Origin of the sequence: Citrobacter sp. RHB35-C21, from assembly GCF_013816515.1 — a bacterium.
Taxonomy (GTDB): Bacteria; Pseudomonadota; Gammaproteobacteria; order Enterobacterales; family Enterobacteriaceae; genus Citrobacter; species Citrobacter braakii.
This window is the reverse complement of the sequence record NZ_CP057147.1, coordinates 2,367,592-2,381,417: the sequence shown is the minus strand read 5'-3', so window position 1 is coordinate 2,381,417 and position 13,826 is coordinate 2,367,592. Positions and strand designations below refer to the sequence as shown.

The following is a 13,826-nucleotide window of genomic DNA, read 5'->3' as shown; positions in this document are numbered from 1 at the left end:
ATTCATTCAATGCAAAAACGTTATCTGGGTAAATCCCGACTCGAAGTATCCGCGCTTGGGCTCGGCTGCATGGGCTTAAGCCATGGCTACGGTCCGGCGACCGATACCCGTCAGGCTATCGAGCTCATTCGCGCTGCGGTTGAACGTGGCGTCACCTTCTTCGATACCGCTGAAGTGTATGGCCCCTTTCTTAATGAAGAGGTTGTAGGCGAAGCCTTAAAACCGTTTCGTGACCGTGTGGTTATTGCCACCAAGTTTGGTTTTACCTTCGGTGCGGACAACAAGCAGCAGATTTTAAACAGCCGTCCGGAGCATATCCGTGAAGCTGTGGAAGGATCATTACGCCGCCTTAAGACTGATGTCATTGATCTGCTGTACCAACACCGTGTCGACCCGGATGTCCCCATTGAAGATGTCGCGGGAACTGTGAAAGACCTGATAGCGGAAGGCAAAATCAAACATTTCGGTCTGTCCGAAGCGGGCGCACAAACCATTCGTCGTGCGCATGCTGTTCAACCGGTTACTGCGCTGCAAAGCGAATACTCTCTGTGGTGGCGCGAACCTGAGCAGGAAATCCTGCCGTTACTGGAGGAACTGGGTATTGGTTTCGTTCCCTTCAGCCCATTAGGCAAAGGCTTCCTGACGGGATCGATTAAGCCAGGAACCACTTTTGGCAAGGATGATTACAGAAGCCAAGTGCCGCGTTTCGCCGAGCAGGCGATTGAAGCCAATGAAAAGCTGGTCACCTTGCTGGGTGAACTGGCGGCCGAGAAAGGTGTGACGTCTGCGCAAATCGCGCTGGCATGGCTGTTGGCACAAAAGCCGTGGATTGTTCCTATCCCTGGTACCACCAAACTGCACCGGCTGGAGGAAAACCTGGGGGCTGCCGACATCATTCTTTCGCAGAAGGATACGCAGCAGATAACCCAGGCGCTGGAAACGATTAACATCGTCGGTGAACGTTACTCTCCTGAGCACCTGGCCCGCGTAGGCCGTTAATACCCGAACGGGTCTACGGACCCGTTATTGGGCGTAGCGAAGTGCATCGATCATCAGCGCAAATGCGGGCGGGTGCTGCTTACGGCTCGGGTAGTAGAGATAATAGCCGGGAAAAGATGGACACCAGTCCTGCAGAACCTGAATAAGCTCTCCTGACTTGATATAATCCTGCACCCTGTCTTCAGGCATACAGGCAATGCCAAAACCGGATAAAGCAGCATCAATTCTTTCTGCCTGCTGATTAAACGTTACCTGCCCTTCCACTCTGACCCGTAACGGTTTCCCTTCCTTCTCAAACTCCCAGTGATAAAGCCCACCGGCAGTCGGCAGGCGCATATTGATGCACCGATGATTTTGTAGCTCGTGCGGCGTTTCAGGTGCAGGGTTTGCCGCGAAGTAAGACGGTGCTCCCACCACGGCCATGCGCATGTCCGGGCCAATTCTTACAGCAACCATATCCTTATCCACGCTTTCGCCCAGGCGGATCCCGGCATCAAAACGGCCCTCAACAATATCGACAAAGCCGTTATCAACCACCAGTTCGAGATTAATTTCCGGATATTCTTTGAGGAAAGGTTTTAACTTTGGCCATACCAGACTTCGCGCGGCATGCTCCCCAGCAGATAAGCGGATATTGCCGGAGGCAGTGCCGTTCAGTTGAACCAGCGATTCCAGCTCCTGTTCAAGATCGGCAATACGCGGTTCAAGGCAGGCAATAATTCTCTCACCGGCCTCTGTAGGGGCAACGCTTCGGGTCGTACGGGTCAGAAGGCGGATATTGAGCCTTTCCTCCAGCGCCTTCATCGCATGGCTGAGTGCAGACTGAGATACACCCAGTTTGCCCGCTGCTTTGGTAAAACTTCGCTCCCTTGCCACCACCAGAAAGATTTGCAGTTCGTTGAAGTTTTCTTTGAGCATCGGCGATTTCCTTATGGTGGCATGCCCTTCATCGCGCACTCATGAAGGGTGTTCATAGACACAATCATTTTAGCCCTATTACTGACAATAATGATAATTGATATTCTGGCTGTAGAGAAAATAAGTCTGAATTATCAGAAGGTTTATCATGAAAATACTCATTGCAGGCGCGACCGGAAGTATTGGTCTTCATGTCGTGAATACCGCTATCGAAATGGGTCATCAGCCCGTGGCGCTGGTCAGAAATAAACGGAAAGTAAAATTACTTCCGCGTGGAACGGATGTTTTTTACGGCGATGTTTCAATGCCTGAAACACTTACCAATTTGCCGAAAGATATTGATGCCATCATCTTCACTCTCGGTTCCGATGGCCAGGGGCGTATTGGCGCCAGAGCGATAGATTACGGCGGTGTACGTAACATTTTACGACTCTTCAGGGATACACCTGTACGCATCGGTTTAATGACCACGATTGGCGTGACTGAACGACTCAGTACCTGGAATCAACGCACTGAGGTTCATGACTGGAAAAGACGTGCCGAACGTCTGGTCAGAGCGAGTGGTCACCCGTATACCATCGTCAGACCCGGCTGGTTTGATTACAACAATGATGATGAACACAGAATCGTTTTGCTCCAGGGGGATCGTCGCCATGCAGGAACACCAGAAGATGGTGTGATATCAAGGCAGCAAATCGCCCAGGTTCTGGTCAGTGCCCTGACCAACGAGGCGGCAAAAAATAAAACGTTTGAGCTGGTGGCCGAACGAGGCGAAGCACCGCAGGATCTTACTCCACTGTTTGCAGACCTGCAGGCTGATGATCCACAAAAAAATGATGGCGTTTTAGATATAGACAATATGCCTCTGTGTGAAGAACCTGAGTGCATTATTAACGAACTGAACCGCACGGGGTTGCTGAAATCTATAAATAAATCATAAGCATCCCGACAAGGCTGTATCATCGCCCTCTTATAATGCGCGTTAATTTATGTTCACAACAGAAGACATCATTGATGAGATAACCCGAGCGATTGATTTAAACTTACACAAATCGCTGAAGATAAGTTCAGCGTATCGATGGTCAGGCATGCTTCAGCCAGTTCCGGAATATTTGCGCTTGCAGTATTCCCTGAAAATCAATCAGCCCTGAGCAACCAAGTTTCTTGATCAGATTCTGCCTGGCCTGGTAAATCGTTTTTAAGTGTAGATTTAACATGGCAGATATCTCAAAAACAGTTCGCCCCTCCCCTAGCTGCGTTAAAATATATTTATCTCGCGCAGTCAGGGAGATATTGAGTTCCGATTGATGCTCGTGCTTTCCACCAGCACGAGTAATATCAATAATAAATTGCTTGATTGAGGCAACATCGCTATCTACTGGCAGTCTGTAAAGTGAGATGTCATTGAGATACTGATACAGATGGCCATCAATCAGCAGCACCAGACGATATGTATTCAGATCGTAATTTTGCTTTTTTACCGCGTCAAAGTGATTAGCGGTGAAGAAAACAAGTCGCGCCTTGTCATCTTCAAAAACGATATCTGCAAGGATATTCTTTAACCCATGCCTGATAAAGATATCATCAATCCATAAAACTGCGTTTCCAGCATGTTCCTGCACGATGTTCATCATTATGACCTCAACGAAAAATCACCATTGACCTCACCGGGCTGCGAAGTTTTATCGAGTTGAAGATGTGCCAGAATCTGTGAATAGAGATCGGTCAGTATCACATTCTTCTCATTCTTCAACTGCGTGCTGAATGCCTGAATAAGAACATCATTACTGATACAACCCTGTTTTAACATGACATTACGCTCTATATCCTTATACAAAGCGCAGCGGAAAATAAAATCTTCCGGAATTGAATTAGCCATATCAACTCCATAATATGCAGTCATAAAAATAAGAGGATGCTATGTATAGTCTTAATTCAAACAGCGAAGCGACAGAACTTACATCATACAATAATTGTGCTGTGTATTTATATTAATGTGCTATCTCATTAGACGTCATCAGCCGTATAACGTAACACTATTTCCAGGGTTTTTCTGATAATGTCTGCCTTGACAACGTCAGTTGTTGACTCCAGCGAACTAATCAGGCTTAAAATGATGTTTTTATTATTAACATTATCACCTGCCAGAATTACATTTGTTACCGCCTGCCCCAATACCACTGACTCATCTGCTAATAGTTCACCTGCATTATGGAAGTAACTTGATAAAGCTTTATCCGTCATTACACTGTGGACATTAATTTCATGAAGCATGGTAACCTCGCTTGTATAGTCTGGAGAATTATCTTTAATGTAATTTAGGGTTTTTGCTGGCACTGAAAGCACTCTCATCTCTCGTTTTTTCCGGTTTTCTGTTTATCTTCCCCGGATTAACATTTGTAAAATCATTGATAACGCTGTCAATTAATTGTTTACGTGTACCATCCATTTCACTGGCATGCATAAGCCGCAATTGCTTAATCAGTGCAGCTAACGAAACGTCTTTATGCATTCGCAAAATTTCTAGCACAGCCAAACCTGTAATTTCATGTTTCAAGCGTTCACTGTCAGGTTTCTTCATAACTCCTTCACTACTTACCCATTATCATAGTAGGGCTTTATTTTATTCGAAAAGCAGGCCGATTAACGCATTGTAATGTTTCTGTTCATTCTCACCTGATGCATTTTCAAGACGGTGCAGAAGTTTGGTACACAGTGATTTGCGACTGAGATTGCGCCCATCTTTTAGTATCTCAGTCACGATTTCGCCCAACGTTTCCTGTTGGGTTGGCAGATGCGCTTTAGCAAAGTAACGAGAAATCGCGCTTGCAGAATCAGTGCGAACGGTATGCTGCTGCATGGAGTGCTCCTGTAACAAAATGCTGGTGAATATTAAGTTTTATAACAGTAGCAAAGCTGTACCGAAAATGTGTACAACATAGCACGCTAATTTTTAGCAAAAAATGCTAAATCAATTAAATCATGTAGTTACCATATTTCAGATCTTCATGAAATTCAATTTCTTTGTACAAATCACTTTGTGTTATCAATGAAATTGATCTGTATTAGCCCGATTACTTGTAAAGACAAAGTTAGAATTATGTATTAAAATCAGGGCGTAACCTGGTTTGTCTGATACTGACCAGACCTCTTCTCCTTCCTTGATCCCGGACTGTCCATGCTCACGACCATTATTTACCGTAGCCATCTACGTGAAGACGCCCCTCTCAAAGCGCTTGAGGATATGGTGACAGCCGCAAATATCAAAAACAGGCGATCAGATGTTACGGGGATCTTACTCTTTAACGGCCATCACTTTTTCCAACTGCTTGAAGGCCCAGAGGAGCAGGTAAAAGAGATCTATCGTTGTATTTGTAACGACCCCCGGCACCACAATATCGTTGAACTGATGTGTGATTACGCGCCTGCGAGAAGATTCGGAAATGTAGGGATGGAGTTATTTGATTTACAAAAACATGAACGGAATGACGTCCTGCAAGCTGTACTCAATAAGGGTACGTCCAAATTTCAGCTCACGTATGATGACAGAGCATTACAGTTTTTCCGCACATTTGTGCTCGCCACGGAAAAATCGAGCTATTTTGAAATACCTGCGCCTGATTACTGGAGTTTTATAACCGACAATACCTGTACCATCCTGGATGAAAGCACACTCCCGTCAGATACAGATTTCAGCTTTGCTTTTCAACCAATTATCGATCCTATGTCACAGCGCGTCATTGCGCTGGAAGCCCTTATTCGCGGTAAAGACGGTGAAACGCCCGCAACGTATTTCGACAAATTCAAACCTGAAGATGTGTATGCCGCTGATCTGCAGAGCAAAAAGACTGCATTTGCAATGGCAAGCGCACTGGGACTTAATCACAAAATGCTGTCGGTTAATCTGTTACCCATGACCCTGGTAAACAGACCCGATGCAGTCAGCTTTCTTATAAACGAAATCGCGGCGCATGGACTGGTGCCTGAACAAATCATTGTAGAGTTTACCGAAAGTGAAGTTATTTCGCGTTTTGATACGTTCGCGCAGGCCGTGAAGTCACTCAAGGCTGCGGGAATATGTGTGGCGATAGATCATTTCGGGGCAGGTTTTGCCGGGCTTCAGCTTTTGTCTCGCTTTCAACCGGACCGAATTAAGATAAGCCGCGAACTCATCACTGATGTGCATAAAAGTGGACCACGGCAGGCCATCATTCAGGCCATAATCAAATGCTGCGCTTCACTGGAGATTATGATTTCTGCGGTCGGCGTCGAAAAACCTGAAGAGTGGATGTGGCTTGAATCCGCGGGTATTGAGATCTTCCAGGGTAACCTGTTTGCAAGAGCCTGCCTGAATGGTACTCCGTCTGTCGCGTGGCCAGAGAAAAAATGATTTCTCAGCGTTATAATAATTAACGTATTGTTATTACACAATAATCCCGCCACCTCTTTTATGCTGAACATAAAAATTCAGCATTTACTCCCTACGTGATAGTAAAGTAAATCTTAATTTTGCTAGAATCCTATGTATGTTTTGTACAATTTGATGCATGTTGTACAAAGTAGCAGGAACCGCATATCGGTGACGGAGAATCAGGAGTGTCTGGGGGAATTATGGCTTATTACAGCATTGGGGATGTCGCAGAACGTTGCGGGATAAATCCTGTCACCCTTCGGGCATGGCAACGACGTTACGGTTTACTCAAACCTCAACGCAGCGAAGGTGGCCACCGACTCTTTGATGAAGAGGATATTCAACGTATTGAAGAAATAAAACGTTGGATTAGCAGTGGCACACCCGTTGGCAAAGTTAAAGCATTGCTGGAAACCAGTACCCGTGAAACTGACGACGACTGGAATCAATTGCAAGAAGAGATGATGGGCATTCTTCGTATGGCGTATCCCCCGAAGCTGCGAGCCAAAATAATCGCACTCGGTCGCGCCTACCCCGTAGATGCGTTGATTGATCGCGTTTATCTTCCTGTGCGTCAGCGGTTGATACTTGACCATAATACATCCCGCATCATGAACAGTATGCTTGATGGCGCATTGATTGAATATGTAGCAACCCTGCTGTCTGAAACGCGCCGCAAATCAGGGAAAGATGCCATCCTGATGGCCTGGGATGTTGAAGACCGAACCCGTTTATGGCTCGAAGCCTGGCGTTTATCGCAATCGGGCTGGCATATTGCCGTGCTTGCTGAACCCATTGAATCGCCAAGACCTGAACTCTTCCCCGGGCAAACGCTTTTTGTCTGGACTGGTATTACGCCAACCCGCAGACAAAATGAACTTCTACAACACTGGAACGAACAAGGTTATAAAGTCATTTTTCACAGCCCGTAACCAACATGTATCGCAGTAATGAGCTGAGTAAGATAAATCTTACTAATTCTCATTTTTTGGGTGGTTATTTTGAATGCCATCCAATGAATCTGTGTTCCCTACCCGCCTGACTTAATACCCGCAGTAGCATAAAAACAAAACAATATACTCACCCGTGGGTATTATTTTTTTGCAAACGACATCACCTTTTTCCTAAGTAAAATTTATTAGATCAACTGGCGCACGCCTAATACTTATTCTAGGGTTAAACCATGTCTTCTTGTACCACATTATTGTTTTTCTAAAGTAATAAATGTGGTTATTTGAAAAAGGTAAAGGATATGGCTCTAGTCTTAGACAAACGCTTAATTCTTTGTTGCTGCGCCTTTTCCATTATTCCCGTGGCAAATGCAGCAACCGTTAACGGAACATTTCAGGTACTGATGACGATTCAAAAGGCCTGTACCGTGACTGCCGGTTCGGCTTCAAATATCACGCTTGGGCCGGTGAATACCACGGCAACAAATACCAATGCAAGCAACACGATTTCGATTAATTGCTCAAAAACCACGCCCTATTTTATCGGTCTGGCGCCGTCGGCCGCCAATGGGGGGACGACGACGGGCTCAGGCGCCATGTCCTCCGTGGCTAACGCTGCCACCAATACCGATAAAGTGCCCTACCAGCTAAATCGAACATCAGCAACAGGTCCGGTGTGGGGGAACACCGCCACCGACACCGCGCCTGGAAACGGCGTAGCGGCGACGGGGACCGGGCTGGTGCAAACGTTTACTGTTTATGCCACCGCACCGAGCGCCAACTTCACTCCTGACGACTATGCCGACACGGTAACGGTTAACGTTAACTACTAACTTCAGGAAGCCACATGAGAGTAAAACTGCCTGTTCAGCAGTGTGCCTGCGCATGCCTGTTAGGGATGGTTGCGAGCCTCAACCTTGCTGCCGCCAGCGGGCTGCAAATCGCCCCGGTCACATTAACTTTGCTCGCGACGCAAAATGCCGATGGTATCTGGCTTAGTAATGCGGGTGAAAATGTGCTCAATGCCCAGGTTCGGGTTTTTCGCTGGAGCCAGAGCGCTTACGGCGACAAACTTTCCCCCTCTCAGGGGCTGGTCATTAGCCCGCCGATGCTGGCATTAGCCCCTGGAGAACGTCAGTTGATTCGCGTTATTCGGACCGGCCCACCTTCGGCACATGCTGAAGACGCTTATCGGTTATCGATAGATGAGTTACCGCCTGCAAAAGTAGAAAAAAATAAGCTTCAGTTTGTGCTGCATTATTCCGTTCCCGTTTTCATTCAACCAACATCACCAGCGCAAACGCAGGCTAAATTGCAATGGAAATTACAACAGCTTGATGGCAAAAAATTTATTGAAGTGAGTAACCAGGGAAATGGGCATGCACAATTATCTGCTGCAACATTTATAAGCCCTGACGGTGCTAAAAAAGTTATTACACCCGGACTGTTAGGCTACGTTTTACCCGGCTCAACAATGCGCTGGATAGTCTCCCCGTCGGCCAGTAATACTCATGATGGCGGGAAAGTTGAAGTCACAATCAATGGCAAAAAAACAGTACAAGATCTGTAACAGATCCTGGCTTCTGGTGAAATATTGCTTCCTCAATGGAGTATTAATATCGGGAATGGTTTGCGCACAAACGCTGAATAATAACCTGAACGAAGATGGTGTTATTAATGGCGCAGCGCAGCTCGTGGGGGTCAATTTGTATCTCGACGTCACCTTAAATGGGAATCCCGTTGGGCTGGTGCATTTGGGTTACGATAATGGAAAGCTCTATGCTGGGGCAGATACCCTGCGAAAAATGGGCTTTCGCTTTGCGCCTGACGCCACTCACGCCGTCTGCCTGAACGATATCCCCGAGCTAACCATTGACTATAACGTTCAGTTGCAAACGCTTTCGCTTACTGCGCCACTCAGTTCACTCGATCTTGCGACCACGCAGCTTAACTCCCCCGTAGAGACCGCGCCGACGGCGACAACATCACGCGGAGCGCTGCTCAATTACGATATCTATACCCAACAGGGGGATGAAAGCGCAATAAATACCTTCAGCGAACTCCGCGCTTTCAATGCTGCAGGCGTGCTCAGCACCACCCAGTTGACGCAGTATTCCACCGAGGAAAATGCGGATAACAGCGTTGAGCGACTTGATACCAGCTGGCGTACGTCATTTCCCGAAACGATGCTGGCGGTAACCGTTGGCGATACCCTGACCAGTTCACTTATCTGGTCCCGACCGACGCGTATCGGCGGCATTCAGATAGGAACCGATTTTGGTTTGCGGCCCTATATGCCAACCACCCCACTCCCTGCATATCTTGGCTCCGCCACGTTGCCGTCAAACGTTGAGCTGTACGTCGACGGCGTCAGGTACTACAACGGAGAAGTCCCCGCGGGTAGCTTTCAAATCAACACAATGCCGAACATCAGCGGCGCGGGAACGGGTCAGGTAATGATGACGGATGCGCTGGGCAGAACGAGCGTACAAAATTTCTCGTTCTACAACGATCAGCAACTCCTGCGGGAAGGATTAACTGCCTGGTCTGCAGAATTGGGTACGGTACGCGAAAACTATGGTTACTCCTCTTTTAATTATGCCAGCGCACCGGTACTGAGCGGTACATGGCGTCGTGGGTTTAGCAATACGTTCACTGCCGGGACTCACGCTGAAACCAGCGATGGACTGATTAACGCGGGCTTCAGTAACGACTGGATCCCAGGCACCCGCAGCGGCACGTTTTCGACCTCAGTTGCCGCAAGTACCGACTCAGGAAAGAACGGTTTTCTGTACAGTTTTGGTTACCGTTGGTCCGGCGAACGGTTTAATTTCAGTACCAGTACGACGGCCACTTCCGGCGATTATCGTGATGTCGCCACCCATTATGGCGAGCCGCCACCGACGCTTAACAGCAATACGGTCATTGGCTATTCGCTGGAGGCTGCCGGTAATGTCAGCCTGAGTTACCTGCAGTTTCGTTATCCGCACGAAAATGCGGTGCGCTACGCCAACGCCAGCTGGTTCAAATCGATTACCGACAACATTTCACTGAATGCCGGATTCAACCAAAACATCGACGATAACCGCGATCGCAGTCTCTATCTGATGGTGACAATGACCACTGATAACAATCTCAGTGCCAGCAGCACCCTACAACGCACCAATGATGAGACCGGCTACCAGCTCAACGCCAGCCTGACGCCTCCTGCCGACGGCGGTTGGGGCTGGAATCTGGCCGCCAGTCAGCAGGCTTCCCGGCAAAGCGGTCAGGGAGAAGTGGGATATCTGGGTCGTTATGGTAAAGCGTACGCGGGATTCAGCCGTTTACCGGATAACCATTACGGCTACGCAGGCGCCACCGGATCGCTTGTTACCATGGGAGGCGGCCTGTTTGCAGCACGTGAAATCAACAATGGCTTTGCCGTCGTATCAACTGACGGCGTTCCTGACGTCCCGATTAAATTACAAAATAACCTGATTGGTCGCAGCGACGACCAGGGGCTATTGCTGGTCACGCCGCTGAACAGTTATCAAAAAAACCTGATCAGTATTGACCCTATGGATCTCCCCGCCAATATGCGGATCGCGCGCGTTGAGACGAATGCAACGCCTGCCGATCGTTCCGGTACATTGGTTAGCTTTGGCATTACCCCTATACGCGCTGCGCAGGTCATCCTCGTCGACAATCAGGGTAAACCCATTACCGAAGGCAGCATGGCATACGCCATCAGCGGAGCAGGACAATCGTCTGTCGTTGGTTTTGATGGGATGACCTGGTTCGACACGCTGGAACAGCACAACGCGCTGCGCGTTGAGACAGACACCGGCAGTTGTCGCGTGCAATTTGACTATCCCGCTTCCGCAAAGGGGATTGTGCAAATAGGTCCACTGGTTTGCCGGCCACACTAACAGGAGTGCGCTCATGAGGGTAAGGCATCTGTTACTCATCGCAGCCGTACTCTTTTGTCCGGCGATTAGCCATGCCGTAACCTGTTCGGTGAGCAATGTACAACCCATAAATTTGGGCTCAGTCAATCCGCTGTCTGCGACAGGCGCAACGTCATCAATGACGTTCAACTACACCTGCACCAAAGAGCTTGGCGACGTGCTGGCAGGGATCAACCTCTGTTTTAATATTGGCGCCTCAGCCGTCAGTGGCCAGGTGACACCTCGAAATATGTCATTAAACGGAACACCTGCCAGAACGCTGGCATACCAGCTTTACCAGGATGCCGGGCACACCAAAGTCTGGGGGAGTCAGTATCAGTCGGGAACGACTTTTCCAATGGTACAGCTTAATCTGCTGAATCTGACGCCAGTGACGGGCTCACTCACGGTATCAGCACAGATTGTCACGCCACAAACCTCAGCGGTCCCCGGAAGCTATCAGGATAGCTATACGGCGGCGACAGCCCTTGTCACCCTCAATCCTGGATTGCTTTTCCCGCCGACCACCTGTGGCGATACCGTTGCAGCCAGGCTTCCCTTCACCGTATCGGCGACGGTCAGCAAACAGTGCAATATCACCTCTGCAACCAATATTAGCTTTGCGCCCGCCGGGGCGACCGGGCGTAACCTAACGGCTTCAAATACCGTGGGCGTAGCATGTTCCAATAACACGCCTTACACCATCGGACTTCAGCCCTCTAACGGCAATACGGCAGGCAGCGGCGTGATGGCCGGCACGGGGTCAAATACGGACAAGGTCCCCTACCAGCTTAGCTCGACGCCGGGGCCGTCCGGAACGGTTTGGGGCAATTCATCGCTCAATACCATCGCGGGCAACGGTACGGGAACCACCACCACCTACCCGGTTTACGCCACCGTTCCCAGCGCGAACTACACGCCTGACAACTATGCTGATACCGTTTCCATCGCCGTGACCTACTGACCCCAGCTTAATCGCAATAAAGCAAATACATTTTATTATCATATTATTTACTTTTAGAGGTGCGTCATAAATCTGACAAATTGCGATTTTTATAAATCATGCATATTAAATTACCCAGTCAGCAAAATAACCGAAATATCAGCACAATCAAAGAATAACTATTCACTTCCCAGCTAAAGCCCACACGCTTCATGCCGATAAACCGTGTTAGCCGGACAGGCCATTCTATGAAATAAATGTTAAATTTAGGTTCATATGGTGTGATTCACTGTATACCACGGCCAAATTAAGAACATATTACTTTTATAACTAAGGTTTATCATGGATAAGTTATCTTACGCTTCAGATAGCAGCACATCTGCCTGGAATACCTACCTGCAACAAATCGAGCGTGTGGCCCCTTACCTGGGCGAACTTTCCCATTGGGTGGATACCCTGCGCCACCCAAAACGCGCGCTGATTGTCGATATCCCGGTGCAGATGGATGACGGTACTATCCGTCATTTTGAAGGGTATCGCGTGCAACATAACCTCTCCCGCGGGCCGGGCAAAGGCGGTGTGCGTTATCATCCTGATGTTGATCTTAATGAAGTGATGGCCCTGTCCGCATGGATGACCATCAAATGCGCAGCGTTGAACCTGCCGTACGGCGGTGCGAAAGGTGGCGTGCGCGTCGATCCGTTCTCGCTTTCCGAAGGTGAACTGGAGCGTTTAACCCGCCGTTATACCAGCGAAATCGGCATTATCATCGGACCGCAGAAAGACATTCCTGCGCCGGATGTGGGGACTAACGGAAAAGTAATGGCCTGGATGATGGATACCTACTCCATGAACCACGGCACCACCGTGACCAGCGTGGTCACCGGTAAACCTATTCACCTCGGCGGCTCGTTAGGCCGTGATAAAGCCACCGGTCGTGGTGTTTTCGTCAGCGGTCTGGAAGTGGCGCGTCGTGCCAACATCGACGTTGAAGGCGCTCGCGTAGCAGTGCAAGGTTTTGGTAACGTCGGCAGCGAAGCCGCCCGCCTGTTCGCGGCAGCAGGAGCACGCGTGGTCGCGATTCAGGATCATACCGCAACGCTGTTTAACTCAACGGGTATCGACATGGCCGCGTTGTCTGCCTGGCAACTGGAGCACAAACAGATTGCCGGTTTCCCGGGCGCTGAAACCATTGCCAGCGAAGCCTTCTGGAGCCTGGAGATGGATATTCTGATCCCGGCCGCGCTCGAAGGCCAGATCACCCGTCACCGCGCGGAAACGCTGACCTGTAAACTGGTACTCGAAGGCGCTAACGGCCCAACCTATCCGGATGCCGACGACGTTCTGGCAAGCCGCGGTATCGTGGTTGTCCCAGACGTTGTTTGTAACGCCGGCGGCGTAACCGTCAGCTATTTCGAATGGGTTCAGGACATGGCTAGCTTCTTCTGGAGCGAAGAAGAGATTAACAATCGCATGGACAAAATCATGACCGATGCGATGGTACATGTGTGGGAAAAAGCGGCAGAGAAATCCTGCTCACTGCGTACGGCAGCCTACATTGTTGCCTGCGAACGCATTCTGCTGGCACGTAAAGATCGCGGAATTTATCCGGGCTAACGCCGAAATCGACCTTGCCTACAAACCACCTGCTCTGCAGGTGGTTTGTTTTCCATAAA

The 13,826-nt window shown here is 48.9% G+C and carries 15 protein-coding genes; 9 read left to right on the top strand and 6 right to left on the bottom strand.

Annotated features, from left to right (window positions below; all coding sequences use genetic code 11):
* Positions 1–9 precede the first annotated feature (9 nt).
* A complete protein-coding gene (locus tag HVZ39_RS11645) occupies positions 10–999 on the top strand; it encodes an aldo/keto reductase (RefSeq protein WP_181633623.1) in 990 nt (329 codons plus the stop codon).
* Between the two features lie 24 nt (positions 1,000–1,023).
* On the opposite strand, the gene HVZ39_RS11640 is transcribed toward HVZ39_RS11645, so the two are convergent.
* Complete coding sequence (locus tag HVZ39_RS11640; RefSeq protein ID WP_047502196.1) at positions 1,024–1,917, bottom strand: LysR family transcriptional regulator; 894 nt, start codon at positions 1,915–1,917, stop codon at positions 1,024–1,026.
* Positions 1,918–2,065: 148 nt separating this feature from the next.
* On the opposite strand from HVZ39_RS11640, the gene HVZ39_RS11635 reads away from it, so the two are divergent.
* Positions 2,066–2,857: an SDR family oxidoreductase gene (locus HVZ39_RS11635; protein WP_181633622.1), complete on the top strand. Its 792-nt coding sequence runs from the start codon at positions 2,066–2,068 to the stop codon at positions 2,855–2,857.
* Between the two features lie 142 nt (positions 2,858–2,999).
* Here the strand turns inward: HVZ39_RS11635 and HVZ39_RS11630 are convergent, their stop codons facing one another.
* The 5 genes from HVZ39_RS11630 to ycgZ form a co-directional block, all read right to left on the bottom strand.
* Positions 3,000–3,551, bottom strand: a complete 552-nt coding sequence (locus HVZ39_RS11630; protein ID WP_181633621.1) for a LuxR C-terminal-related transcriptional regulator — start codon at positions 3,549–3,551, stop codon at positions 3,000–3,002.
* The gene (locus HVZ39_RS11625; protein ID WP_016156767.1) at positions 3,551–3,796 is read right to left on the bottom strand and encodes a hypothetical protein; all 246 of its coding nucleotides are present in this window, start codon (positions 3,794–3,796) and stop codon (positions 3,551–3,553) included. The genes HVZ39_RS11630 and HVZ39_RS11625 overlap by 1 nt, the downstream gene beginning before the upstream one ends.
* Positions 3,797–3,924: 128 nt before the next feature.
* Entirely contained in the window at positions 3,925–4,191 is a 267-nt protein-coding gene (locus tag HVZ39_RS11620; RefSeq protein ID WP_016153343.1) for a biofilm development regulator YmgB/AriR family protein, read from the bottom strand.
* 34 nt (positions 4,192–4,225) lie between these two features.
* Positions 4,226–4,498, bottom strand: coding sequence for a hypothetical protein (locus HVZ39_RS11615; protein ID WP_053390184.1), 273 nt, complete (start codon positions 4,496–4,498; stop codon positions 4,226–4,228).
* Positions 4,499–4,540: 42 nt separating this feature from the next.
* Complete coding sequence (gene ycgZ, locus HVZ39_RS11610) at positions 4,541–4,777, bottom strand: regulatory protein YcgZ (protein ID WP_016153345.1); 237 nt, start codon at positions 4,775–4,777, stop codon at positions 4,541–4,543.
* A 318-nt stretch (positions 4,778–5,095) separates the two neighbouring features.
* Between ycgZ and HVZ39_RS11605 the strand changes: the two genes are divergently transcribed.
* The 7 genes from HVZ39_RS11605 (at position 5,096) to HVZ39_RS11575 (ending at position 13,767) form a co-directional block, all read left to right on the top strand.
* On the top strand, positions 5,096–6,307 hold the full coding sequence (locus tag HVZ39_RS11605) for a diguanylate phosphodiesterase (protein ID WP_131346175.1): 1,212 nt from the start codon (positions 5,096–5,098) through the stop codon (positions 6,305–6,307).
* Positions 6,308–6,528: 221 nt separating this feature from the next.
* On the top strand, positions 6,529–7,260 hold the full coding sequence (locus HVZ39_RS11600) for a MerR family transcriptional regulator (protein ID WP_032931597.1): 732 nt from the start codon (positions 6,529–6,531) through the stop codon (positions 7,258–7,260).
* A 320-nt stretch (positions 7,261–7,580) separates the two neighbouring features.
* Positions 7,581–8,111 carry a spore coat protein U domain-containing protein gene (locus HVZ39_RS11595; RefSeq protein ID WP_016153348.1) on the top strand — a complete coding sequence of 177 codons (531 nt, stop codon included), beginning with the start codon at positions 7,581–7,583 and terminating at the stop codon, positions 8,109–8,111.
* Between the two features lie 14 nt (positions 8,112–8,125).
* Entirely contained in the window at positions 8,126–8,848 is a 723-nt protein-coding gene (locus HVZ39_RS11590; protein WP_181633620.1) for a molecular chaperone, read from the top strand.
* A 55-nt stretch (positions 8,849–8,903) separates the two neighbouring features.
* Positions 8,904–11,189, top strand: coding sequence for a fimbria/pilus outer membrane usher protein (locus HVZ39_RS11585; protein ID WP_181633619.1), 2,286 nt, complete (start codon positions 8,904–8,906; stop codon positions 11,187–11,189).
* Between the two features lie 13 nt (positions 11,190–11,202).
* Positions 11,203–12,171, top strand: coding sequence for a spore coat protein U domain-containing protein (locus tag HVZ39_RS11580; RefSeq protein ID WP_181633618.1), 969 nt, complete (start codon positions 11,203–11,205; stop codon positions 12,169–12,171).
* 321 nt (positions 12,172–12,492) lie between these two features.
* A complete protein-coding gene (locus tag HVZ39_RS11575; protein ID WP_016153352.1) occupies positions 12,493–13,767 on the top strand; it encodes a Glu/Leu/Phe/Val dehydrogenase in 1,275 nt (424 codons plus the stop codon).
* Positions 13,768–13,826: the final 59 nt, after the last annotated feature.